Here is a 23,488-nt window from a genome sequence, read left to right on the forward strand (position 1 = left end):
TCACCACCGACCGGAAGGTATGTCGATATCAAGTATCTTGACGTCGAGATTCATGTCGGGCAGGCTGCTCCCCGGACACCGGAGCGGCGAGGGGCGGACCATGGCACACCACGGGGGCGGACTGCTGGCGCAACTGCGCCGGCCACCGGGCGGGCGGGACGGGCGGATCATGCTGCTCGCCCAGTTCCTGGACCGGGCCGGAACGGGGGTGTGGGCGGCGTCCTCGGTGCTGTACTTCACCTTCGTGACACGGCTGGACGCCCAGCAGGTGGGCCTGCTGCTGGGCGCGGCCGCGGTGGCGGGCATCGCCGGCTCCCCGCTCGCCGGGCAGCTGGCCGAACGGTTCCCCGTCCGGGGGCTGCTGATCGGATGCCACCTGCTGCGACTCGGCACGATGGACCTGCTCCTGCTGTGCGACGGCTTCGTGCCGCTGCTCGCCGTGATGGCACTCACCTGCCTGGCCGAGCGGGCGGCCAAGACACTGGAGATGCTGTTCGCCACCCGGGCCACGGGCGGGCGGCGGTCCACCTACCAGGCACTCACCCGCAGCGCCGCCAACGCCGGGTACGCACTGGGCGCGGGTGTCGCGGCGATCGGCCTGGCCGTGGGCACCGAGAACGCCTACCGGGCGCTGGTGCTGGGCAACGCGCTGTCGTTCGCGGTCACCGCCGCCCTGGTGCGGCGCACCCGGGAGCCGCGCGGCGGCGGACGGGTGGCGGCGCGGGCCGGCGTACCGGTCCGGGCGGAACACCGGCCCGCCCCCGGCCCGTGGCGGGACCGCGGGTATCTGCGCTTCGTCCTGCTGGACATCCCGATGAGCCTGGACGACTCGGTGCTCAACGTCGGGCTGCCGCTCTGGCTGGTGAATCACACCTCGGCCCCGCACGCCTTCGTGCCCGCCTTCCTGGTGATCAACACCGTACTGGTGGTGGTGCTCCAACTGCGGGTCTCCGCCCGTGCCGAGGGTCCGCACCGCGCGGCCGCCGCCGTGACCCTCTACGGGGCGGCGATGGCGGCGGGCTGTGTCGTGGTGGCGGTCGGCACCGGCGGAGGGACCTGGGCGGCCGCGGCAGCGCTGCTGATCGCGGCGATGCTGGTCACCGCCGCCGAGTTGATGCGATCGGTGAGCTCCTGGGAGCTGGCGGTCTCGCTGGCGCCCGAGCGGGCCCGGGCCTCCTACCTGGGCGTGGCCGGCATGGCGCAGTCCGTCCAGAAGTCCGCCGGACCGCTGCTGCTGACCGGCGTGGTGATGGCCGCCGGACCGGCGGGCTGGCTGACGCTCGGAGCCGCCGTCGCGGGGCTCTCCGTCGTGCAACGCCGCGCCTGTGAGCGGCGGTTGGCGGCACTGGCCGCGTCGGCGGAGCCGGCTGCCGACCGGCCGGCGGGCACGGGTGTCGGCGTGGCACCGGAAACGGCGGCCCTGCGGTCGGCCGGCATGACGGACGGCGTGACGGACGGCATGCCGGACGGCGTGACGGACGGCCCGAGGCGGTAGGCCGCCCGCACCGACTGGACGCCGTCGTCGACGACGGGCCATGATCCGACTGGGACTCGTCGCGGGCCACCGCCGTCCTGACCCGCCGGTAGCGGGGCGCCCGTCCGCCGAGGCCCGGGTCGTCGACGTTGTTCCGGACGGAGAGAGCCCCGAAGAACGGCGGGCAACCCTCCTCCGTCCACCGGCAGGACCGCTCTCCCCGGTCGGGGGGCCACAGCGTGCCGACCGGGCGTCGTCGCGGTCCTCCCGCGGCGCTCCGGTCCTGGGTCCGGTTCTCCGTCGGGGACCCGGGCGGGTGCCCCGTTCGGCGGATACCCGAATGCCTCATCTGACAAGCGCCACAGGGCTTTTGGGCCTACGTTGCGGTTCGAGGGGGCTACCGGACCGAAAGGTGAAGACCCAATGGCAGGACGATTCGAGCTGTACACCGATGAGAGCGGCATGCACCGGTTCCGGCTCAAGGCGAGCAACGGCACCGTCGTGGTGACGGGTGACCCGCAGGAGACCCGGGACGACTGCGTCAGGAGCATCGAGTCGATCCGGAAGCTCGCGCCCTACGCGGAGCTCAAGGAGACGGCCGCCGGTCCGGCCTGACAGCTCGGGCGCACCACGCCGCGGGCGGGGTGCGGGCAGAAACGCGGGTCGGTGGCACAAATCGCCGACCCGCGTTCGTTTGTTTGACAGATCCCTTTGGCCGCCTGCACGTCGGGGGCGGACAGAACTCTGGCATGCGCGTCGTCATCGTCACCGAATCCTTTCCGCCCGAGGTCAACGGAGTCGCCCACAGCGTGCTGCGGACGGCCGAACACCTGGTCCGCCGGGGTCACCAGCCGCTCGTCGTCACCCCGGCACCCGCGCGGGGGGCCGACTGCCCGCCGCACGTCTTCGGAGGCGGCCCGGAGGCAGCGGAGCTGCCCGTGGTCCGCATCCCGTCCGTCCCGCTGCCGGGCTACCCACAGGTCCGGATCGCGCTGCCCAGCCGGCAGCTGACCGCCGCGATCGCCGGGCACCGGCCCGACCTCGTCCACCTGGCCAGCCCGTTCGTGCTCGGCGCCCGCGGTGTGCAGGTCGCCGCCCGGCTCGGCGTCCCCGCCGTGGCCGTCTACCAGACCGACCTCGCCGGGTACGCGCACGCCTACCGGGCGGGCCGGGGGCTGGGCGAGGCCGCGGCCTGGCGCCGGATCCGGTCCGTCCACGGCGCCGCCGCCCGCACCCTCGCGCCGTCCACCCCGGCGGCGCAGGACCTCACCGCCCACGGTGTGCCCCGGGTGCGGCTCTGGCCGCGCGGGGTGGACTCGGTGCGCTTCCACCCGCGCCACCGCGACGAGGCGCTGCACCGGGCGCTCGCCCCCGGCGGGGAGGTGCTGGTCGGGTACGTCGGCCGGCTCGCGCCCGAGAAGCGGGTCGACCTGCTGGCGAGCACCTCGGCGCTGCCCGGGGTGCGGGTGGTGGTGATCGGCGACGGGCCGTCCGCGCCCGGTCTGAAGGCCGCGATGCCCGGCGCGGTCTTCCTCGGCCGCCGGACCGGGGACGAGCTGGCGCGCTGTTTCGCCACCCTGGACGTGTTCGTGCACACCGGCCCGCTGGAGACGTTCTGCCAGACCATCCAGGAGGCGATGGCCAGCGGGGTCCCGGTGATCGGCCCGGCCGCCGGCGGGCCGCTGGACCTGGTCGCCCACCACCGGACCGGCCTGCTGGTACCGCCGAGGGACGGCGCGGCGGTGGCCCGGGCGGTCACGGCGCTGGCCGGTGACGCCGAACTGCGGGCCGCCTACGGGCGCGCCGGGCGGGCGGAGGTGACGGCCCGCACTTGGGAGGCGGTCGGGGACCTGCTGCTGCGGCACTACGCGGAGGTGCTGGCGGAGCACCGGGGAGCCGAGCCGCCGACGACGGCCGGGCTGACGGACGCGACCGAGGTGGCCGGGACGACCGCCGCGGCGCCCACGGCCGGCGTGACCGGCGTGGTCGGGGCCCCGGCGGCCGGACCCGCGCGGCCGGCCGCGCACACCCCGGCGGTGGAGGAGCTGCCGGCATGACCGAACACGGGAGATCGCTTCGGATCGTCCGGGTGGCGAACTTCGTCACCCCGGTCTCCGGCGGACTGCGGACGGCCCTGCGCCATCTCGGCGCGGGCTACCGGGCCGCCGGGCACACGCCGGTGCTCGTCGTCCCCGGCGAGCGGCGCACGGAGGAGGAGACCGAGCAGGGGCTGGTCGTCACCCTGCCCGGGCCGGTGCTGCCCGGCAGCGGCGGCTACCGGCTGCTCACCGACCGGCGGTCGGTCGCCCACGAGCTGACCCGGTTGGCGCCCGACCGCCTGGAGGTCTCCGACCGCACCACCCTGCGCTGGACCGGCGGCTGGGCACGGCGCCACGGGCTCCGCTCGGTGATGGTGTCGCACGAGAGCGCCACCGGACTGCTCCGCACCTGGGGCCTGCCCGGCCCGCTCGCCGGCGCGGCCGCCGACCGGCTCAACGGGCGCACCGCCCGGGCCTACGACACGGTGCTCTGCACGACGGACTGGGCGGCGGCCGAGTTCCGCCGGCTGGGCGTCCGAAACCTCGTGCAGGCGCCCCTGGGCGTGGACCTGACCGCCATGCACCCCCTGACGGCCGTCGAGCGGGCGGACGAGCGGGCGCGGTACGCGGACCCGGGGCAGGTACTGCTGGTGCTCTGCTCCCGGCTCTCGACGGAGAAGCACCCCGAGCGGGCCGTCGAGGCCCTCGCCGACCTCTGCTCGGGCCGGCTGCCGGCCGTCCTGGTGGTGGCCGGCACCGGGCCGCTCCGGGCCCGGCTGGCGGCCCGGGCCGGGCGGCTCCGGTTGCCCGTGCACTTCCTCGGACACGTGGCCGGGCGGGGTGCGCTGGCCCGGTTGCTCGGCTGCGCGGACGTGGTGCTGGCCCCCGGTCCGGTGGAGACCTTCGGCCTGGCCGCGCTGGAGGCCCTCGCCTGCGGCACTCCCGTGGCGGTCAGCCGTTCGTCGGCCCTCCCCGCTCTGGTGGGCCCGGCCGGCGCGGCCGCCGAGGACACCGGCGCGAGTTTCGCGGAGGCGGTGCGCGACCTGCTCGCACGCCCCGAGGAGGAGCGCCGCGCCGCCGCACGCGCCCGGGCCGAACAGTACGGCTGGCCCGCCGCCGTGGCGGCCTTCCTCGCCGCGCACCAGGCGTCGTCCACGGCACCGGACCGGACGGCCTCCCCCGCCGACGAGGTGGAGGAGGCGCGATGAGCACGGTCGTGGTGGCGGACGAGGGCGGCGGAACGGTCCCGGACGGCTCGCTCCCGGGCGGCCCGGCGGCGGGCGGCGCGGCGCCGGGCCTGGCACCCCCCGAAGCGACGGGGTCGGGAGCGGCGGTCACCGAAGCGGTCCTCCCGCGGGCGGCCCGTCCGGGAGTGGAGGTCATGGAAACGGCACTCCCGGGCGGCGTGCGCGGGCAACGGGAGGCGGGTGCCCGGGGCGCCGTCCGCCCGGTGCGGTTCGTGGCCCTCGGCGATTCGCTCACGGAGGGCGTCGGCGACCCGGTCGCCGGCGGCTGGCGGGGCTGGGCCGCGCTGCTCGCCGGCTCGCTCGCACCGCCGGAGGTCGGCGTCGAGTTCACCAACCTCGCGCGGAGCGGCTCGCTCAGCACCGATCTGACGACGGAGCAGCTGCCCGCCGCGTTGGCGCTGCGCCCCCGGGTGGCCGCCGTGGTGGTCGGGGGCAACGACACCTTGCGGTCGGGGTTCGACATCGGTCGCACCGCCCGCGAGCTGGACGCCACACTCGGCGAACTCTCCCGCAGCGGTGCCCTGGTGCTCACCGCCTGCCTGCCCGACGCGGGCGCGCTGCTCCGCCTGCCGCGGCCACTGGCCCGGCCGCTGGCGCGCCGGATGCGCGCGCTGAACACCGTGGTGCACGCCCTCTCCGCACGTCACCGCGCCGTCCACCTGCATGTCGCCGAGTTGCCCTGGACGGGGCACCGCCGGCTGCTGAGCGTGGACCGGCTCCACCCCAGCGCCGAGGGGCACCGGCTGATCGCCCGCGGCTTCCACGACCTGCTGGCGGCCGCCGGCCGACCGCTCGGTCCGGCCCCCGCCGCCGACCGCGCCGACCCGCCCCCCGGTGTGGCGGCCGACCTGTGGTGGATGGCCACCCGCGGCACCAGCTGGGTCGCCGAGCGCAGCACGGACCTGCTCCCCGGACTGCTCGCCCTGGCCGCCGTCGAGAGTTGGGCCCGTCTTCGCGGCACCACCGGCCGCCACGACGAGCAGATGGACCTCGCGACGGCCGCGGCGATCGGCCCGCTCACATGAGCGGGCGCGGCACGCTCCGGCGGGCGGGCCGCGTGCGTGTGCCCGGTCCGTCCACAGCGAGGTGCCGGTCGCGAGCGGGCGGTCGACCCGTGCGACCAGGTCGGCGGCCTCGCGTAGCCACCGGTCGTAGCCCGACTGCCCGGGCACATAGGCGAGCAGGTGCCGCGGACGCGCGGATACGTGGCGGATCCGGCGACGTTCGGAAGTGAGGCCGAACAGGGCCCGCATCACGGCGGGGGTGACCGGTTCGGCCGCACCGAGCCGGGGCGCGATGCCGACCGCGGGCCGCCACGGCGCCGGGCGCGGCGATTCCTTCAGCAGGTCGTCGGTCTACACGTGGAGTGCGGTCGCGAGGGAGTTCAGGTCAGGCGTCACAACCGACCTGTGGACTCCCTCGCTTCATGTCATGCGCGTCAGCGAGCCCTTGGCGTCAATCATCCGGGCGCGATCCGGGCAGGCGGCGTGGTGCGGCCGGCGCCGCGATCACCGTACGTCTCCCCGAACGCACCGTCTCGGCCGCTCGAACGAGCCTGATTCCCGGTTCGCCCCCGGCGGTGGCGGGGAACCGTTGAAGCGGACGGGGCGTGGTTCCGGGCAACGAGTCGGCACTCCCGGACGGGTGAGAGGGGTTGAATCGGTGACGACACCGTCGACGGCCGGTCAGGACGACCGGAACGGTCAGGACGGGCACGACGGGCAGGACGGGCACGACGGGCAGGGCAGTGGCTCCGGACGTGAGGCGCTGGCCGCCGCCGGAGTGCTCTTCCCCTCCGACGACGGCCGGGTGCTGGTGGTGCGACTCCCGTACAACCGGACGCATCCGGTGGGCGTGCCCGGCGGCGGCTGGGAACCGGAGGACCTGTCGCCGCGCCGAACGGCCGTCCGGGAGATCACCGAGGAGCTCGGCTTCACACCCGTGCTCGGCCCACTGGCCTGCGTCGACTGGACGCCGGACCGGTTCCGCCCGCCGATCGCCGCCCTCCTCTACTGGGCCGAGCCACTCACCCCCGAGCAGTCGGCCGCGTTCACGCCGGACACCGACGAGGTCGGCGGGTGGACCTGGCTGACACCGGAGCAGGCCTCCCACGCACTGCCGCCGCGCCTCTCCCGGCGGGTCACCGCCTGTCTGCTGGCGCCGCGTTCAGCCGGTCCGCTGGAGCTGGAGGACAGCCGGCCCGTCGGGCACACCCTGGACCACCTGACGGTCGAACCACCGCCCGCGTACACCCGGTTGGCAGGTCTGACACTCAGTGGCGACACCACCGGGAGCGGCGCCGAACCGGCCGCGCCCCCACTGGACCGGGCCACCTACATCGCCACCCGTCCGCGGATCCGGGCCAAGGCCCGGGCGGTGTTCACCGACGCGGCCGGTCGCGTCCTGCTGGTGCGTCTGCGACCGTGGCCGGGCCCCGAAGGCGAGGCCCCGTACTGGACCCTGCCCGGCGGCGGGATCGAGGCCGACCGGGAGCTGCCCCGGGCGGCGGCCCGGCGGGAGATCCGCGAGGAACTGGGGTGGGAGTACGAGCCGGGCCGGCTGCTGGCCCTCGACTGGTTGCCCGGCCGGGGCGCGGACCCGCGAAGCGGCCGGGACACCGCCGTCCTGGTCTATCTGTTCGACGGCGGTACCGTGCCGGACGAGCGCCTCGCCTCGATCGTGCTGCCCGAGGAGGAACTGGTCGAATGGCGGCTCTGCGACCCGGCCGAGGCCCGCGCACTGCTGTCCGACACCTCCTGGGCCCGGACGGCCGCCGCCCTCGCCGCCCGGGACCGGCCCGGCGGGCCGGCCGAGCTGGTCGAGGGGCGGCCGGTGCACTGACCGCGGCCCGACCGCCGGTGCTGGTCCACACTGGTCCCATGGAGAACGGGATCGCGGGTGTCCTGGCCGGGCGTCGGGTGGAGTCGGTCAGCGGCGGCGGACGGCTCGACATCACACTGGACGGGTCGGTGACCGTCCGGGTGACGCACGAGTTCCGCTTCGCGGCGCCGTCCGCGGTGGAGCGCTTCTACCCCACGCTGACCGTCCGCCCGACCGGCCTGCTGCTCGCGCTGGTCGGCCGGACGGTCGGAGCCGCCCGGGTGACCCCGGCCGGCGGGCTGGAACTGGCCTTCGACGGCGGCACCGCCCTGTCCGTCCCGCCGCACGCCGTGGTCGCGCCGTGGAGTGTGCTCACCCCCGAGGGCGCCGTGTGCTCGGGCCTCGCGGGCGGCGAGGTGACCTGGGCCGACGGCCCGGCCCGCTGAGCCGGGTGGCGACGGGGCGACGGCCGGTCGACGCCGGCTCAGCCCTGGAGGGCCGCCGGGTCCATCCAGAACGCCTCCCACAGGTGGCCGTCGAGGTCGGCGAAGCTGCGTCCGTAGAGGAAGCCCTCGTCGGTGGCCCCGCGCGGCTCGGTGGCGCCCGCCGCCACCGCCTTCGCCACCAGCTCGTCGACCTCCGCCCGGCTGTCGAGGCCGAGCGCCAGGATCGCCTGGGCGCTGGTGGTGGTGTCCGGGATCTCCTTCTCGGTGAAGGCCTTGAAGGACGACTCGGTCAGCAGCATCGCGAAGATCGAGTCACTGATCACCAGACAGCCGGCGTTGTCGTCGGTGAACCGGGAGTCGACGGTGTAGCCCAGCCGCGAGAAGAACGCGATCGACTTGGCGAGGTCCTTCACCGGCAGGTTGACGAAGATCTTGGTGGACACGGAGAACCCTTCCGGCGCGGTCGGCTGAACGGCTGTCAGCCTCGCAGACCGCACCGACGGTCGGGCCGGACCCCGCGCCGCGCGACGCGGGGTCCGTACCCCGGACGGGTCAACCGGCCGGCTCCCTACCGGGGGGCCGGTGCCGCCGGGGTCGGTGCCTCCGGGGGTCGGCGCCTCACGGTCCCGGCGAGACCGAGCCCTCGGGGCCGAGTCAGACCTCCATGTCGGCCTCGATCTTCGTCAGCTGGTGCCGGGCCATCGCGAGGTTGGCCCGGCTCTTGTCCAGCGCGAGGTAGAGGAAGAGGCCCTTGCCGCTGCGCGAGGTGAGCGGGCGGATCAGGTGGTACTGGCTGCTGAGCGTGATGAGGATGTCCTCGATGCCGTCCTGCAGGCCGAGCATGTCCATCGTGCGCATCTTGGCCCGGACCACGTCGGTGTTCCCGGCGGCGGCCACGTTGAGGTCCAGCCCGCCGGGGCCGTCGACGGTGGCGAGCGCCATACCGCTGTTGTAGTCCACCAGGGCAGCGCCGATGGCGCCCTCGATCACGGTCATGGCCTGCTTGAGCGCGCCTGCTGCGTCCGTCATATCGGTTTCTCCAGTTCGTTCGGAAGGTCGGGGATCGTTCGAAAGGTCAGAGGTCGGAGGTCATAAGTCGACAGGTCGATCGGTCGACCCATCGGCGGGTCGACGGGTCGGTCCGTGGCCGGGTCGACCCATCGACAGATCGGTCCGTCGACAGATCGGTCCAGGGCCGGAACGGCCGCGCGAAGGATCCTCGGACGGCCCGTGGGGCGGCGGGGGTCAGCCCACCTCCCGGGACTCCCGGGACTCCTTCGGCGCGAGGGTGTCGGCGAGGAGGTCGGCGATGCGTCGGGCGGAGCGCCGGGCTTCCAGGTGCAGCCGGCCGACGTTCACGTCCGGGTGCGCCAGGAGCGTCAGCACGCAGCTTCCGCCGGCCGCGTAGGTGGCGACGCAGCCGTGCTCACCGCGGACCAGCGACTCCCGGAAGTCGCCCTGCCCGGTCGTGTCGGCGAGCCGCTGCGCCAGACCGAGGGAGGCCGCCGTCATCGCCGCCAGGCCCGAGGGCTCGGTCCCGTGGGTGTCGTGGGCGACCAGCAGGCCGTCCACGCTGGCCACCAGCCCACCCGCGAGATGCGGTACCCGATGCTTGAGGGCGCGGAGTTCGGCCAGCAGGTCGGTCTCCAAGGCGATCAGTTGTCTCCTTCCGACACGCTGCTTGAGCGCCCGCCTCATGGCCGTGAGAACGGAGTCGCAGGTGGAGAGTGATTCAAAGTCGGGCCTCCAGAAGGGTTCGGACCCGGGTCAGCAGCGCGATGTCCGGGTCTGGAACGGTCAGCGGGTGGGCCGCTGCCGGGGTCGGTGGGTGGGCGGAGCGGGCAGCACTCGCCGGGACGAGCCCGGCCAACGCGGCGCCCGGGACGCGACGGTGCAGCCCAGCACCGGTCCGGCTGGTCGTGACGACGTCGCTCCCGGAGCGCGCGGCCGGTACGTGCCCGGTCGGCACCCTCGCGGCCGGTGCCGGTGCACCCGTGCCGCGGTCGGCCCCGGCCGGCGCCTGCGCGGCATGTCGCGGCGCGGCGCGTCCCGGGGTGGTGAGCAACCCGGCAGCGGCGAGCCGGCGGACGTCCGCCGTGGTCGCGAAGGCCGAGCGCCCGAGGAGCCGGGCCAGCTCCGCCGGAGTTCTTCGGCCGTCCGCGTGGTCGAGCAACTCCCGCTGATGCCAGCTGGGTTGACGGCGGCGGATGGTCCGGACAGCCCCGCATGCCCGGGCCTCGCGGGCGTCGGCGGCTTCCGCGCTCCCGACGGCCCCGCTGACCGCCGGGCGCACCGGGGCGGTGTCGAGCTCCGGCCACGGCCAGATCCGTTCCAGCAACCGCCGGCGGCGGTCGACCTCCCGACAGAGCCGGAAGGCACTCACCGCCGCCACCGGCCCGAGCCAGTGCCGCACGCCGGGTTCGAACGCCCAGCACCCCACGCTCGAAGGCCCGACGGACCCGGCCACCCCGTTGCCGTCCCCGGCCGCCCCGAGCGCCCCGGATGCCTCCAGGACTCCGGATGCCCAGGCGGCCGCGGTCCAGGCCGCGGCGCCCGCACCGTCCAGGACGAAGAACGCCGCGTCGAACAGCGCACCGAGGTGGCAGATCTCCAACTCGCCCCGGGTGATGCGCCGTTGCTCCACCAGGGCGCCACCGACCCGGCACTGCGGACCGAAGGTCCGGATGGCGTCCTGCCAGGCCCCCGGGGTGATCCGGCCACAAGCGGTCAGCAGTGCGGCCAGATCGGGACTGCGATCGGACTCGGCGTGCACCACCAGACCGTCGGCGAAGTAGACCGCCCCCGCCGGTCCGCGCAGGACGCCGGTCACCCGCTCCTCGGCCAGCCGAGCGACCGCCTCGCCCGGGGTCCGCCCGAGCCGGGCCGGCAGCAGGACACCCGCCGGGGACGGGGCGAGGCCACTCATGCCGACCGCCCGAGCGCGACAGGCCCCCGCCCGACTGGCCGAAACACGACGGCCGGCGCCGAGCGGACCTCGGTCAGGCCCGCCGCGCTCTGCGCTGTCACGGGGGCCACCGGACTGGCGACTTCGTTCGTCATCCGAGCACCAGTTCCTCGGCGAGGCCCTGGAGGCGGTAGCGCGCCGCGGCGAGGTTGCCTTCCGTCCGGTCGAGCCACAGATGCAGGACGAGCCGGCTGTCGAAGACGGTGTCGATAAAGCACAACAGGTGGTAACTGCGGCCGGCAGTGACGATGATGTCCTGCAACGGCGACTGCCGATCCTCCGCCCCGGCGAAGGTCTCGCTCTCAACAGCCGCTCGCACCAAGTCGGTTGCGTCGGCAGCCGAGGTATCGTGGTCGCCACTGGGACTGATCCCGACGCTGCCGAGGGCAAGCCCGCTGCTCCAGTCGATCAGACTGGCAGCCCGGGCGCCGGCGATCGCCATCGCCCCGGAGAGGCATTCGTCGATACCCGGCACTCGGGCTCCTTCGCAGGGTTCGGGACGGCCGGGCGCCCTCGGGCGGTACCGGTCGGTCCACCACGACCAGTGGCGGCTTCGACACGGAAGGCTACTGCCGGATTCCGTATGACGAACATTCCAATGGCATATTCACACTGCAGGCAGCTACTTCCAGCCATCCTGTGATGCATCGTCAGATCATCGGGGGTGGCGAAGCCGCTGGCCGGGCGCCGGGCCGGCGGACCGCCCGGCAGCCGACCTGGAACGGGACCTTGGCCGGTTGTCTGCCACGACAAAGGGTTTCGGACCCGGTTTGCGATAGGACCGTATGACCGCAGGAAGCGACAACGGGCCCCAACGCCCGGACCTGACCTGACCTGGCCTGACCCGACCGGATCTGCCCACAGCACCGCAGGTCTCGCCGCCCCGGCCGCTCCGCCCCGCGAAGGCAACCTCGCGGAGCCGCCCCGTGAGGTCCCTCCCCGGCACCCCGGAGCGCACGAACGGCGGGGGCCACGAACCACCGGCGAGCGGGCAAACGAACAAGGCGGCCGCCCCCCGATGGGGAGCGGCCGCCTTGGATGGAGCGCCAGGCCCGGGTCGAACGGACTCTTCCTACTGAAAGTAGGACGTGCTCCAGTAGCACCTCTGACGCCTGACCGAGAGATCATTTCCTCTCGACGGGAAGAACATTAGCAGGACATCACGCCTGGTCAGAAATCGAGCGGGAGGACCTGGCAGCCCTCCCGGCGCTCACGGCCCGGCGCGCTCCTGCCGCAGGCGGGCGAACCGGGCGGCCTCCTCGTCGTCGAGCCAACCGAGGCGGAGCACGATCGGTCCGCGATGGTCGGCGTGGGCCGGCTCCAGGAGCCGCCGGAGCAGGGCGCGCATCCGGTTGAGCGCCATCGGGGACGCGAAGGAGGCCACGACGAGGTCGTCGACGGTGGACCGCAACACCTCCTCCCAGCCGGGCAGCCGAACCACCACCCGCACCGTCCCCCGGTCGTCACGGACGCGTACGGCGGCGGCCGCCGTCGCGGCGGGCCGACTCAGGAGGTCCTCCAGGTCGTCCAGGACCTGCACCGCCGTGGCCGGATCGTTGACCGCCGGGGACAGTGCCCGCAACGCGATGTCGGCGAGCAGCCGGAGTGCCAGGGTCGGGTCCTGTTCCAAGGTCCGCTCCTTGCCCGTGACCAGGGCGCCGAGGACGGCGCCGGCCGACACCTCCCCGCCGTGCACCTCGGCGACGACGGCGCCGCGGCGCAGGGTGGCGCCCGGGGCGTGCGGCAGGACGACGACCGCGTCGGCGGCACCGGCGGCTCTGAGCAGCCGGTCGACGTCGATCTGCTGGAGCACCCTCGGCGGGTGCGGCCAGACCACCGTCGAGCCCGACCCGGGCAGGGCCTCCGCGGCGGCGCCGGGGCCCTGCGGGCTGCCGGGCGCCGCGGTGGGGACGGGGTAGAGCGAGTCGAGGATGGCGTGCCCGCGCTCGGCGATCGAGGCGATCACCTCGGCCAGCTGGATCGCGACGAAGGCCTTGAGCTGCAGGCTGCGCAGCAGGACGGCCAGCATGAGCAGCAGGAGGAGTTCACAGACGAGGACAGCCGCCGAGACCTCCGTGCGGTCTCCGGTGGCGACGACGGCGGTGAGGGAGAAGACGACCAGCCCGATGGTGAGGGCGAAGGTCCGCCAGACGATCGGGGCGTCACGGAAGAGCGTCAGGCGCGGTGTGAAGGTCGTGGCGGCCCACTGCACGACGAGGAACAGCAGCGAGAAGATCAGCGCGATCGCGCCCAGCAGCCCGAGACCCAGAGCGAGCACCAGCTCGGTGACGGGGCCGGCCGGCACCATCGGCCCACCGGTGATCCTCGGCAGCGCGATCCCCAGCGCCAGTCCCGCCAGGAGACCGAGCAGTTGGCTGGCACCCGCGCGCACCCGGCGCCGGCGGCGCAGCGCGGACCGCGTTCTCACCTCGACCCACGGGCCGCGGCCCGCCACGCGGGCGCCGGTCCGGCGAGCCGCCGGGACGGGCGGGACGGGCGGGACGAACAGAACGGGACGGACGGGCGGGAGAGGACGGGCGGGCGTGGATCCGGGGAGCCGGGTTGCTCCGAACGGGCCCCGATCACCGGTCCGCACCATACTGGGGGCATGGCGCAGAACACTCCTCCGCCGCACCGTCCGCCGACCGTCACGGTCAAGGGACGTGATGTGCGGCTGCGTACGATCGGGGTCGCCGTCCTCGCGGTGCTCGCCGTCTGGTTCATCGCGGCCAACACCGGATCGGTCTCCATCACCCTGTGGGTCACCTCCGTCACCCTGCCCCTGTGGGTGGTCCTCACCGTGACACTGCTGACCGGGATGGTCATCGGGTACTTCGTCGCCCGTCGGCGGGCCAGGGTCTGACCCCGGTACCCGGGCGGGCCGGGGCCTGATCCCGGCACCGGTCCGGCCCGATCGCCACGGCCTCCCGGGGGTGCCGGGAGGTCCGGCCCCCGACACCCGGCCCTGCCGCCGTGACCCGGCGTGCGGCGCCGGCGGACCGTGGGAGGTGCCCACGGCCCGCCGGCGCCGCCCGGGTGTCAGGCGAGCAGCTTCTCCTTCGCCTTCGTGAACTCCTCCTCGGAGATCGCTCCGCTGCTCTTGAGGTCCGCGAGTTTGGCCAGCTCGTCGACGTGGCCGCCCGCTCCGCCGCCCTCGGTGCCGGCCGCCTCCTTGACGTACGCCTTGAACGCGGCATCGGCCTGCTTCGCCTGCGCCAGGTCGCGCTCGCCCATCGATCTGCCGCGCACGATCAGGTACACGAACACGCCGAGGAAGGGCAGCAGGATCACGAAGATCAGCCAGCCGGCCTTGCCCCAGCCGCCCATGTCGTGGCTGCGGAAGATGTCCGAGATGATCTTGAAGAGCAGGAAGAACCAGAGGATGAACAGGAAGAGCTCCAGCATCGTCCAGAACAGGTTGAGCAGCGGATAGTCGTTCACGGTGTCCTCCTCCCGCCGGCCGACCGACCGTCGGCGGCCACGCGGTGAACCGCGCCGCCCGGAGATGGGCGGCGGCCAAACGAGTCATATCACCGCAATTCGACCGCCGCATGCCGGAAATCGAACGGTGCCACCGGCCGCCGACCGGCCCTGCCGCCGACCGACGGTGCCCACCCGCCGCACCGGATCGGCGCCGACCCGCCCCGTCCGGATCCGGGCCGGCGCACCCGGGCCGGAGCCCGCCCTCCAAACCCCTCCGGGCCGGATCCGGGCGGGAATCACTCGTTCGAACCAGCTCCGGCTGCGGCGGATCACTCCGGCGGGTGAAGCTGCCGGCAGGCTGTGCCCTGCGCACCGCCGTCGGAACAGCCCACCGGAACAGCGCCACAGAGAGCACCGCCGCGAAGAGCGCCGCCACCGCAACACCACCGCCAGAGCAGCGAGCAGCAACCCGAAGGAGCGCCATGAAGGCCGCCGTCGTGCACGACTTCACCCAACCGCTGGTGATCGAGGACCGCCCCGTGCCGGCGCCCGCGCCGCACCAGGTGCTGGTCCGGATCGAGGCCTCCGGCCTCTGCCACACCGACATCCACGCCGCGCACGGCGACTGGCCGGTCAAGCCCGCGCCGCCCTTCGTCCCCGGGCACGAAGGGGTCGGCGTCGTCGAGGCGGCCGGCGACCAGGTCCGACACGTCCAGGTCGGCGAGCGGGTCGCCGTCGCCTGGCTCGCCGACGCCTGCGGCCGCTGCGACCACTGCGTCTCGGGCTGGGAGACGCTCTGCCTCCGGCAGCACAACAGCGGCTACTCGGTGGACGGCGCCTACGCCGAATACGCGCTCGCCCACGGGGACTACGTCATCCCGGTACCGGACGGGATCGACCCGCTGGACGCCGCGCCGCTGTCCTGCGCGGGAGTCACCACCTACAAGGCCCTCAAGGTGTCCGGCGCGGCCCCCGGTACGCGGGTACTGGTCTCCGGCATCGGCGGACTGGGCCACCTGGCCCTGCAGTACGCGCGGATCTTCGGCGCCGAGACGATCGCCGTCGACGTCACCGACGACAAGCTCGCCCTGGCCCGCGAGTTGGGCGCCGACCACGTCCTGGATGCCCGGACCCAGGATGTCGCCGCCGAGGTGCAACGGCTCGGCGGTGCCCACGCCGCCGTCGCCCTGGCGGTCAGCAACGCCTCCTTCCAGGCCGCGTACGGATCGCTGCGGCGCGGCGGCACGCTCGTCCTGGTCGCCCTGCCGGCCGAGGGAAAGCTCGAACTCCCGGTCTTCGACACGGTGTTGAACGGCACCAAGGTGATCGGGTCGATCGTCGGCACCCGGCAGGACCTCGCCGAGGTCTTCCGTCTGCACGCCCTCGGCCGCACCCGCGTCATCCGCGAGACGCGCCGGCTGGAGGAGGTCAACACCTGCTTCGACGAGGTGCTCGCCGGCAAGGTCTCGGCCCGTCTGGTCTTCGACCTGCGCTGAGCCCGCGCACGCGCCGCCGGTGGGCCGGGTGACCCTCACCGGCGGCACGACCCGGCCACGGCGGCCGGCTTCGCCATGACCGGGGTGACGGCCGAGGCGGTGGCGAAGGCCGAGGCGCAGGCGCGGCGAAGGCCGAGGCGAGGATCGACGTGCTCGTGAAGCGGGCGGTGGGGTGAGGCACCCGCCCGCCGGGACGCACCCACGGGGCCGGGCCGACCGGGCGCACGAGGCCGCGCCGGCCGCCGCCGGGTACGGGGGTGCCCGTCAGTCGCCCGTGCCCTGCTCCGCGAGGTGGGCGTCCATGGTGGCGTTCAGCTCGGTCACGAAGGACTCGAACCGTTCCAGGAGCTCCGGCGGGTAGTGGGACATCGCCGCGTCCAGGCGGCCGGCGAGCGGTCCGAAGAACTCGTCCGCGCGCTCCTGGATGTGCGGGCCGCTGCGCAGCGTGACGACGCGCCGGTCGGTGTGCTCGCGGCTGCGGGTGATGTGCCCCGCCGCTTCGAGGCGGTTCAGCAGTGCGGTGGTGGCGCCCGTCGACAGCGAGATGCGCTCGCTCAGGCGCGCCGGTGAGAGCGGGGTGCCGCGCTCCTCGGCCGCGGCGATCGCCAGGACGGCGGTCGCGTCGGTGGCGTGCAGGCCCAGCCAGGCGGCGAAGCGGCGGCTGAGTTCGGCGTAGTGGCCGCCGTAGATCCTCAGTCCTTCCATCAGCCGCTCGCGCCGCGCCGCCACACCGTCGCGCATCGGTTCCGCCATGAAGGCCCGCCACCTCTCACTCCCGCCGCACGGTCCGCGTCGACGGCCGCTTTGACAACCTATCGCCATCAATTTACCTTCATCATGGAATTACTTCACCATGGAGGTATCGAGCATGCGCGACCCGTCCCCCACCACCGACGAGACCACCGGGCCCTACCGGTGGCGATGGCTGATCCTGGTGGCGATGCTCGTCGCGGAGCTCATGGATCTCCTGGACGCGTCGATCGTCAACGTCGCCGGCCCGGCCCTGGAGGAGTCCCTCGGCGCCGGCTCCGTCGGCCTGCAGTGGGTGATCGGCGGCTATGCGCTCACCCTGGGCGCCGGGCTCGTGCTCGGCGGCCGGCTCGGCGACCGCTACGGGCGGCGCCGCATGTTCCTGATCGGCCTGGCCGCCTTCACCGCCACCTCGCTGCTCTGCGCGCTGGCGCCGAACATCGGGGCGCTGATCGCCTTCCGGCTGCTGCAGGGCACCGCGGGAGCCATGCTCCTGCCCCAGGGCCTGGGCCTGCTGCGGGAGAACTTCTCCGGCCCCGAGCTCACCAAGGTCTTCGCGGTCTTCGGCCCCGTCCTCGGCCTCGGCGGGATCATCGGCCCGGTCCTGGGCGGCTTCCTCATCGAGGGCGACTTCTTCGGCCTGGGCTGGCGGTCGGTGTTCCTGGTCAACCTGCCCATCGGCGCCGCGGCCCTGGCCGTCGCCGCGCGGTTCGTGCCGAGGAGGCCGGGCGACCGCACCGTGCGCGTGGACCTGACCGGCGCGGCCCTGGTCGCGGTGGCCTGCGCGCTGCTGGTCCTGCCGCTGAACCAGGGCCAGGAGGACGGCTGGCCGCTGTGGACGTGGCTCTCCATGGCCGCCTCCGCCGGCGGGTTCGCCCTGTTCGCGCTCCAGCAGCGCCGGACGGCCGCAGCGGGCCGTGAGCCGCTGGTGACCCCCGGCCTGCTGCGCAAGCCCGCCTTCACCGTCGGCCTCGGCGGCATCGCGCTGTTCTTCGGCGGACTGGTCGGCACGCAGCTCGTCCTGACCCTCTACCTGCAGATCGGCCGGCACTTCACCGCCGGTGACGCGGGGCTGGGCAACCTGCCGCTCGCGGTGGGCACGGCGATCGGCGGCGCGGTCAGCGGCGCGCTACTGGCGGACCGGATCGGCCGGGCGGTCCTGCAGGTCGGCCCGCTGGTCCAGCTCGCCGGCGCGGCCCTGCTCTGGTTCGAGCTCGACGGCCTCGACCCGGCGTCGTTCTCGATCCTGGAGATCGCCCCGGGGGTGGCCGTCTGCGGCGTCGGAGCGGGCCTGGTGATCGCGGCCCTGTTCGGCTTCGTCCTCGCCGCGGTCGACGACCACGAGATCGGCTCCGCCTCCGGGGTGCTGTCCGCCGTGCAGTCCGTCGGCGGCTCGGTCGGCGTCGCGGTCTTCGGCTCGGTGTTCTTCGCCCGGGCGCGGGCGGGCGACTTCACCACCGGCTACCACCACGCCCTGATCGTCCAGGCGTGCCTGGTGGCGGCGTTCCTCGCGATCACCTTCCTGCTGCCGAGGAAGAGCCGGCCCGAGGAGGAGCAGCACGGCACCACCCCCACCGGTGCCACGCCCGACGCCCGACGCACCACCGTCTGAACGACGACCGGGTGCCGCTCGCGCGGCGACGGCTCGGTCCGGCCCGGCCTGGCTCGGGGACAATCATTCGAGCATGTGTTCGATATCGGCGTAGGCTGGGCCCATGCAGAGCACCGTTCACCTCCAACCCTCGTTGTTCGACGACGCCGACGGGGGCGGGGCCGCGCTGGGGCCGCTCACCCGGATGCGGCGGGAGGTCCTGGGGGCCGGGGCCTGGGTGGACGTGCTGCCGGGGTGGGTGCGGGGGGCGGCCGAGCTGTTCGAACAGCTGGCCGCACAGGTGCCGTGGCGGGCGGAGCGGCGGGAGATGTACGAGCGGATGGTGGAGGTCCCGCGCCTGCTCGCGTCCTACGGCGAGCGGGACGCGCCGCCGCACCCGCTGCTGGGCGAGGCCCGGGCGGCGCTGAGCGCGCACTACGCGGCGGAACTCGGCGAGCCGTTCCGGACGCTGGGGCTCTGCTACTACCGGGACGGGCGGGACAGCGTGGCCTGGCACGGCGACCGGATCGGGCGCGGGGAGCGCGAGGACACCATGGTCGCGATCGTCTCGGTGGGCGAGCCCCGGGCGCTGCTGCTGCGGCCGCGCGGGGGCGGCGGACCGGTCGTACGGCACCCGGTGGGGCACGGCGACCTGCTGGTGATGGGCGGATCGTGCCAGCGGACCTGGGAGCACGCGATCCCGAAGACCGCCCGGCCGGCGGGGCCGCGGATCAGCGTCCAGTTCCGGCCGCGCGGGGTGGCCTGAGCGGCGGGCCCGGGCCTCGCGCCCCGGTTGCCGGGGCCGCGGGGGTCACGGAGGCTGGCCGAGGGGTCCGCCAGGGCTTGGAGGACGGCATGCCGAAGGCCGGCAGGTACCACGAGGGCGTCCCGTGCTGGGCCGAGCTGGCCGCGCCGGACGTCGAACGCGCCCGGCGGTTCTACGGCGGGCTGTTCGGCTGGGAGTACGTCGCCACCGGGCCGGTGGGCGACGAGTACCTGGTCGCGACCGTGCGCGGGGTGCAGGTGGCGGGGATCAGGCCGCGCCGGGAGGTCGACGGGCACGGACCGCCGGCCTGGACGACCTACCTCGCGGTGGACGACGCCGACCGGGTGGCCGGGCTGGTCCAGGAGGCGGGCGGTCTGGTGGTCTTCGAACCCTTCGAGGTACCCGACCAGGGGCGCGGGGTGCTCGCGGTGGACCCGCTCGGCGCGGTGTTCGGGCTCTGGCAGGGGTATCTCAATCCGGGGGCCGGCCTGGTGAACGAACCCGGCACCGTCGCCTGGAACGACCAGCTCTCCCCGGATCCGGACACCGCCCGGGACTTCTACCGGCGGGTCTTCGACTACGGGTACGACGCCGCCGCGGCCGACCACACGGTGTTCCGGGTGAACGGGCTGCCGGCCGGCGGGATCGGCGGAGACCCGGGCATCGACCCGGACGGACCGCCGGCGTTCTGGGCGGTGTGCTTCGGGGCGGCGGACACCGATCGGACGGTGGAACGGGCCGTCCGGCTCGGCGGGAGCGTGCTGGACGGGCCCGAGCCGACACCGTTCGGGCGGCTCGCGGTGGTGCGCGACGACGGCGGGGCGGTGTTCACCCTGATCTCCGTCCCCCCGGGCGGCCCGGATGAGCCGGACGGCCCGGATGAGCCGGGCGGCACGGCGACGACGATCTGAGCGGCCGGACTGCCCGCACCGGTCCGACCCCAGCCCGACTCAACGGCCCAGCAGGTCAACAGGTCAGCAGGTCGCGGCGAACGCCGATGCCGAGACGGCGGGCCGGGCCCACCGTCTCGGCGATCCGGGCGGGTGGCCCGTCGGCACGGCCCCGGTTCCCGGACCCCACCTCCATGACCGGGACGCTGCGCCCGCCTCGTCCCCTTCCTCTCGGACTCAGTCCTTCACGGCGCCCGCCAGTCCGGAGACCAGCTTGCGCTGCACCGCGATGAAGAAGATCAGTACCGGCACGGTCATCAGCGTGGACGCCGCCATGATGCCGCCCCAGTCGTTCTCGTCCGGCTTGAAGAAGACCAGCAGCGCCGAGGGGAGGGTCTGGTTGTCGGTGGCGCTGATGATGAAGGTCTTGGCGAAGACGAAGTCGTTCCACGCCGCGATGAAGGAGAACACGCTGGTCGCGGCCAGGCCGGGGGCCACCAGCGGCAGCAGGATCCGCCACAGGATGCGGGTCCGGCTCGCCCCGTCGATCTGGGCGGCCTCCTCGATGGAGACCGGGACGGCGGCCACGAAGCCGCGCATCATCCAGATGCCGAACGGCAGGGAGAACGCCAACTGCACCAGGATGAGCGAGGCCAGGGTGTTGAGGCCGATGCCCGGCGCGACCCGGCCGGCGTCGCGGAACATGAAGAACAGCGGGATGGTCAGCGCCTCGACCGGGATCATCTGGGCGATCAGGAACATCACCATGACGGTGGTGCGGAACCGGAAGCGGAACCGGGTCACCGCCACCGCCGCCAGGAAGACCACCAGCGCCGACAGCACCACCACCGACAGGGCGATGACCAGACTGTTGAGGAAGTAGCGGCCGAACCCGTCGACGCTCAGCACCTGCCGGAAGCTCTCCAGCGTGGGGTGGGTGGTCCACGGCTTGGGGTCCAGCGACTGCACCTCGCCCTTGGGCTTGAAGGCCGACAGCACCATCCAGAAGATCGGGAAGGCGGTGACGACGGCCACCAGGATCGCGGTGGTGTTGGCGGCGAGCCGCCAACGGCTACGGGCGTTCACAGTTCATTCCCCGTCCGTCGCAGGGTGCGGATGTAGAGGACCGTCGGGATCACCAGGATTAGCAGCATGATCACGCCGATGGCCGCGCCGAGTCCGTACTGGGAGGAGGCGAACGCCTTCTGGTACGCGTACACGTTGAGCACGAGGTTCTGCCCGGCGATGCCGCCGCCCTCGGTCATCACATAGATCTGGGTGAAGACCTTGAAGTCCCAGATGACCGACTGGATCACCACGATGGTCAGGATCGGCCGGAGCATCGGGGCGGTGATCCGGCGGAAGGTGGCCCAGGTGTTGGCGCCGTCCAGCGCGGCGGCCTCCAGGATCTCCTCGGGAATCGCCCGGATGCCCGCGTAGAGCGTCACCATGACGAACGGGAAGGAGTGCCAGACCACCACGGCACCGACGATGAGGAACGCCGTCCACTTGTCGTAGAACCAGTTGTACTCGTGGAAGCCGCTCAGACCCAGGTTGACCAGGGTCTTGTTGACCAGACCCAGGTTGGTGTCGAACAGGAAGCTCCACACCGTCGACCCGGTCATCGCCGGCGCCGCCCAGGCCGCCATCGCGGCGGTGGTCAGCACCAACCGGGCCACCCGGCCGACCCTGGTCAGCAGCACCGCGAGGGTGGCGCCGACCACCAGGGTGGCGACCACGCAGAAGGCGGCGAAGCCGATCGTCTGCGTGAGCACCGACCAGAACTGGCCGTCACTCAGGATCTTCTCGTAGTTGCCGAAGCCGACGAAGCTGGTCGGCACTCCCCCGGAGGCCTGGGCCTGCCCGAAGTCCAGCACCGACAACAGTCCGAGCTGGTAGATCGGGTAGGCCACCAGCGGGATCATGATGATCGCGGCCGGCAGGAGCAGCAGCAGCGGTGGGCGGCGGCGCCGGCCGCGCGGGGGCGCGGCCGGGCCGGTACCCCGGCGACGCCCGCTCGGGGAAGTCGGCGCCGCCGGGGCAGTCGTGGTGGGTGCGGACACGTACGGGACCTGCTCTCTCGGGGCCTGCTCTCTCGGGTCCTGCGATCAGTGGCCGGCCGCGAAGGCCGAGGTGATCTGCGTGGCGGCGTCGCCGGAGGCCTTGGCCACGTCCGCCTTTCCGGTGACGATCTGCTGGAGCATGGTCGGGATGACGGCCTGCGCGTCGATCTGCGCCCACGCCTGGTCCAGCGGAACGAACTTGGTGCCGGCCGCGATGGTGTCGGTGAACGGCTTCAGGAAGGCGTCCTTCGCCGCGACCTTGGCGTTGACCGACTTGAGGGTCGGCAGGTTGCCCATCGCGTCGTACATCTGCTCCTGGTACGTGGGGCTCGCCAGCAGCTCGGCGAACTCGACCGCGAGGGTGCGGTGCTTGGCCGCCTTCATCACGCCGAGGTTGTTGCCGCCGCCGAAGGCCGGGGCGATCGACCCGGCCTTCTCGCCGGGCAGCGGGACGACACCGTACTTGCCGTTGACCGCGCCCGCGTCGACCTTGCTGCGGCTGGAGTTGGGCAGGATCGCCATCGCGGACTTGCCCGCGGCGAAGAGGTCGACCGTCTTGCCGCCGGTGAGGTCGGCGCACTGCTGGGCCGGGCAGCCGTCGGCTCCGAAGAGGTCCGTGTAGCGCTTGATGCCGGCCTGCGCGGCGGGCGAGTTGATCGCGGCCTTGAACGCGGAGCCGTCCTTGGTGGCGATGTCGCCGCCGGCGTCCCAGACGAAGGGCAGCGCACCGAAGGTGTACTTGCCGCCGACCGCGATGCCGAAGGTGTCCGGGTGCGCGGCGTGGATCTTCTGGTTGGCGGCGACCAGCTCGGCGTACGACGTCGGCGCGCTCAGCCCGGCCTCGGTGAACAGGTCCGTGCGGTAGTACAGCGCGCGCACGCCGACCCACCAGGGCAGGCCGTAGGTCTTGCCGTCCAGCACCGCGGTCTTGGCGATCGCCGGGTCGAGGTCGCCCTTGTCCTTCCACTGGTCGAGGTCGGCGCCGATCTCGGCGAGGCCGCCGGCGGCGACGTAGCCGGGGAGGTCGGTGTTGCCGAACTCGACCAGGTCCGGGGCGCTGTTCGGGTCGTTGAACGCACCCTTCATCTTGGCGGCGCGGGCCGAGGCGTCGGTGTCGATGTAGCTGATGTTGACGGTGACGCCCTGGTGGGAGGCCTGGAACTCGGTGACGGCCTTACCGATCACCGCCTCCTTCGCCGCGTTGCCGGCCTCGTTGTACAGCCAGACCTGCAGCGTGCCCGTCCTGTCGTCAGCGGCCTTGTCGCCGGCCGGCAGCGCGGTGCCGGGCGAACAGGCGGCAGCCGCGAGACAGGTGGCGGCGAGGACGGTGGCCGCGGCAGTCCGTCTGATGAGTCGCATGGGTGGAGACCTCCCCTCCCGACAGTTGCCGCCCGGACGTGCGCCGCTGGGGACGGGCACGTCGAAGCAGGCCCTGACCGGGGCCGATGGTGGGTGCGTGAACGCGTTGATGTGGGGGTACGGCAGAGCGACCGCTCGGGTGGGCCGCGTCGCCTGCTC

The 23,488-nt window shown here is 73.7% G+C and carries 23 protein-coding genes; 12 read left to right on the forward strand and 11 right to left on the reverse strand.

The annotated features are described in order from the left end of the window. Positions 1 to 100: 100 nt before the first annotated feature. The 7 genes from ACIQTO_RS12510 to ACIQTO_RS12540 all read left to right on the forward strand — a co-directional run bounded on the left by ACIQTO_RS12510 (position 101) and on the right by ACIQTO_RS12540 (position 8,026). Positions 101 to 1,495, forward strand: coding sequence for an MFS transporter (locus tag ACIQTO_RS12510; RefSeq protein WP_402386703.1), 1,395 nt, complete (start codon positions 101 to 103; stop codon positions 1,493 to 1,495). Between the two features lie 402 nt (positions 1,496 to 1,897). Then, complete coding sequence (locus tag ACIQTO_RS12515) at positions 1,898 to 2,089, forward strand: YegP family protein (RefSeq protein WP_402386706.1); 192 nt, start codon at positions 1,898 to 1,900, stop codon at positions 2,087 to 2,089. Positions 2,090 to 2,223: 134 nt separating this feature from the next. After that, the gene (locus ACIQTO_RS12520; protein WP_402386709.1) at positions 2,224 to 3,531 is read left to right on the forward strand and encodes a glycosyltransferase family 4 protein; all 1,308 of its coding nucleotides are present in this window, start codon (positions 2,224 to 2,226) and stop codon (positions 3,529 to 3,531) included. Continuing rightward, positions 3,528 to 4,721 (forward strand): glycosyltransferase, encoded by a 1,194-nt coding sequence (locus ACIQTO_RS12525; protein ID WP_402386711.1) that lies wholly within the window; start codon positions 3,528 to 3,530, stop codon positions 4,719 to 4,721. The genes ACIQTO_RS12520 and ACIQTO_RS12525 overlap by 4 nt, the downstream gene beginning before the upstream one ends. Then, positions 4,718 to 5,785, forward strand: coding sequence for an SGNH/GDSL hydrolase family protein (locus ACIQTO_RS12530; RefSeq protein WP_402386714.1), 1,068 nt, complete (start codon positions 4,718 to 4,720; stop codon positions 5,783 to 5,785). Before ACIQTO_RS12525 ends, ACIQTO_RS12530 begins: the two co-directional genes overlap by 4 nt. 637 nt (positions 5,786 to 6,422) lie before the next feature. Continuing rightward, positions 6,423 to 7,601: an NUDIX hydrolase gene (locus ACIQTO_RS12535; RefSeq protein ID WP_402386716.1), complete on the forward strand. Its 1,179-nt coding sequence runs from the start codon at positions 6,423 to 6,425 to the stop codon at positions 7,599 to 7,601. A gap of 38 nt (positions 7,602 to 7,639) precedes the next feature. Beyond that, on the forward strand, positions 7,640 to 8,026 hold the full coding sequence (locus tag ACIQTO_RS12540) for a DUF6188 family protein (protein ID WP_402386719.1): 387 nt from the start codon (positions 7,640 to 7,642) through the stop codon (positions 8,024 to 8,026). Positions 8,027 to 8,064: 38 nt separating this feature from the next. Here the strand turns inward: ACIQTO_RS12540 and ACIQTO_RS12545 are convergent, their stop codons facing one another. The 6 genes from ACIQTO_RS12545 to ACIQTO_RS12570 form a co-directional block, all read right to left on the reverse strand. Beyond that, entirely contained in the window at positions 8,065 to 8,469 is a 405-nt protein-coding gene (locus ACIQTO_RS12545; protein ID WP_402386721.1) for a VOC family protein, read from the reverse strand. A 211-nt stretch (positions 8,470 to 8,680) separates the two neighbouring features. After that, a complete protein-coding gene (locus ACIQTO_RS12550; protein WP_402386724.1) occupies positions 8,681 to 9,055 on the reverse strand; it encodes a hypothetical protein in 375 nt (124 codons plus the stop codon). Positions 9,056 to 9,271: 216 nt separating this feature from the next. Next, positions 9,272 to 9,676, reverse strand: coding sequence for a roadblock/LC7 domain-containing protein (locus tag ACIQTO_RS12555; RefSeq protein ID WP_402386727.1), 405 nt, complete (start codon positions 9,674 to 9,676; stop codon positions 9,272 to 9,274). A gap of 82 nt (positions 9,677 to 9,758) precedes the next feature. Then, a complete protein-coding gene (locus ACIQTO_RS12560) occupies positions 9,759 to 10,952 on the reverse strand; it encodes a hypothetical protein (RefSeq protein ID WP_402386728.1) in 1,194 nt (397 codons plus the stop codon). A 130-nt stretch (positions 10,953 to 11,082) separates the two neighbouring features. After that, positions 11,083 to 11,466: a hypothetical protein gene (locus ACIQTO_RS12565; RefSeq protein ID WP_402386730.1), complete on the reverse strand. Its 384-nt coding sequence runs from the start codon at positions 11,464 to 11,466 to the stop codon at positions 11,083 to 11,085. A 735-nt stretch (positions 11,467 to 12,201) separates the two neighbouring features. Further along, entirely contained in the window at positions 12,202 to 13,419 is a 1,218-nt protein-coding gene (locus tag ACIQTO_RS12570; protein ID WP_402386733.1) for a DUF2254 family protein, read from the reverse strand. 180 nt (positions 13,420 to 13,599) lie between these two features. On the opposite strand from ACIQTO_RS12570, the gene ACIQTO_RS12575 reads away from it, so the two are divergent. Continuing rightward, a complete protein-coding gene (locus tag ACIQTO_RS12575; RefSeq protein ID WP_380575994.1) occupies positions 13,600 to 13,854 on the forward strand; it encodes a LapA family protein in 255 nt (84 codons plus the stop codon). Between the two features lie 176 nt (positions 13,855 to 14,030). On the opposite strand, the gene ACIQTO_RS12580 is transcribed toward ACIQTO_RS12575, so the two are convergent. Beyond that, positions 14,031 to 14,432 (reverse strand): SHOCT domain-containing protein, encoded by a 402-nt coding sequence (locus tag ACIQTO_RS12580; RefSeq protein ID WP_402386735.1) that lies wholly within the window; start codon positions 14,430 to 14,432, stop codon positions 14,031 to 14,033. 464 nt (positions 14,433 to 14,896) lie between these two features. Between ACIQTO_RS12580 and adhP the strand changes: the two genes are divergently transcribed. Beyond that, positions 14,897 to 15,910, forward strand: a complete 1,014-nt coding sequence (gene adhP, locus ACIQTO_RS12585; protein WP_402386738.1) for an alcohol dehydrogenase AdhP — start codon at positions 14,897 to 14,899, stop codon at positions 15,908 to 15,910. A 264-nt stretch (positions 15,911 to 16,174) separates the two neighbouring features. Here adhP and ACIQTO_RS12590 read toward each other — a convergent pair whose 3' ends face one another. Continuing rightward, positions 16,175 to 16,663 carry a MarR family winged helix-turn-helix transcriptional regulator gene (locus ACIQTO_RS12590; protein ID WP_402386740.1) on the reverse strand — a complete coding sequence of 163 codons (489 nt, stop codon included), beginning with the start codon at positions 16,661 to 16,663 and terminating at the stop codon, positions 16,175 to 16,177. A gap of 115 nt (positions 16,664 to 16,778) precedes the next feature. Here ACIQTO_RS12590 and ACIQTO_RS12595 point away from each other — a divergent pair, with 115 nt between their 5' ends. The 3 genes from ACIQTO_RS12595 to ACIQTO_RS12605 all read left to right on the forward strand — a co-directional run bounded on the left by ACIQTO_RS12595 (position 16,779) and on the right by ACIQTO_RS12605 (position 19,928). Next, the gene (locus ACIQTO_RS12595; RefSeq protein WP_402386743.1) at positions 16,779 to 18,272 is read left to right on the forward strand and encodes an MFS transporter; all 1,494 of its coding nucleotides are present in this window, start codon (positions 16,779 to 16,781) and stop codon (positions 18,270 to 18,272) included. Positions 18,273 to 18,375: 103 nt separating this feature from the next. Further along, positions 18,376 to 19,017, forward strand: coding sequence for an alpha-ketoglutarate-dependent dioxygenase AlkB (locus ACIQTO_RS12600; protein ID WP_402386746.1), 642 nt, complete (start codon positions 18,376 to 18,378; stop codon positions 19,015 to 19,017). 89 nt (positions 19,018 to 19,106) lie between these two features. Further along, entirely contained in the window at positions 19,107 to 19,928 is an 822-nt protein-coding gene (locus ACIQTO_RS12605) for a VOC family protein (protein WP_402386749.1), read from the forward strand. A 216-nt stretch (positions 19,929 to 20,144) separates the two neighbouring features. Here the strand turns inward: ACIQTO_RS12605 and ACIQTO_RS12610 are convergent, their stop codons facing one another. From ACIQTO_RS12610 to ACIQTO_RS12620, 3 genes are read right to left on the reverse strand one after another with little or no spacing between them, the layout of a single operon-like run. Next, positions 20,145 to 20,993 (reverse strand): carbohydrate ABC transporter permease, encoded by an 849-nt coding sequence (locus ACIQTO_RS12610; protein ID WP_402386752.1) that lies wholly within the window; start codon positions 20,991 to 20,993, stop codon positions 20,145 to 20,147. Next, positions 20,990 to 21,970: a carbohydrate ABC transporter permease gene (locus ACIQTO_RS12615; RefSeq protein WP_402386754.1), complete on the reverse strand. Its 981-nt coding sequence runs from the start codon at positions 21,968 to 21,970 to the stop codon at positions 20,990 to 20,992. The genes ACIQTO_RS12610 and ACIQTO_RS12615 overlap by 4 nt, the downstream gene beginning before the upstream one ends. A 45-nt stretch (positions 21,971 to 22,015) precedes the next feature. Further along, the gene (locus ACIQTO_RS12620; protein ID WP_402386757.1) at positions 22,016 to 23,329 is read right to left on the reverse strand and encodes an extracellular solute-binding protein; all 1,314 of its coding nucleotides are present in this window, start codon (positions 23,327 to 23,329) and stop codon (positions 22,016 to 22,018) included. Between the last annotated feature and the right edge of the window lie 159 nt (positions 23,330 to 23,488).

The sequence above is a fragment of the Kitasatospora sp. NPDC091207 genome (genome assembly GCF_044768625.1).
Classification (GTDB): Bacteria; Actinomycetota; Actinomycetes; order Streptomycetales; family Streptomycetaceae; genus Kitasatospora.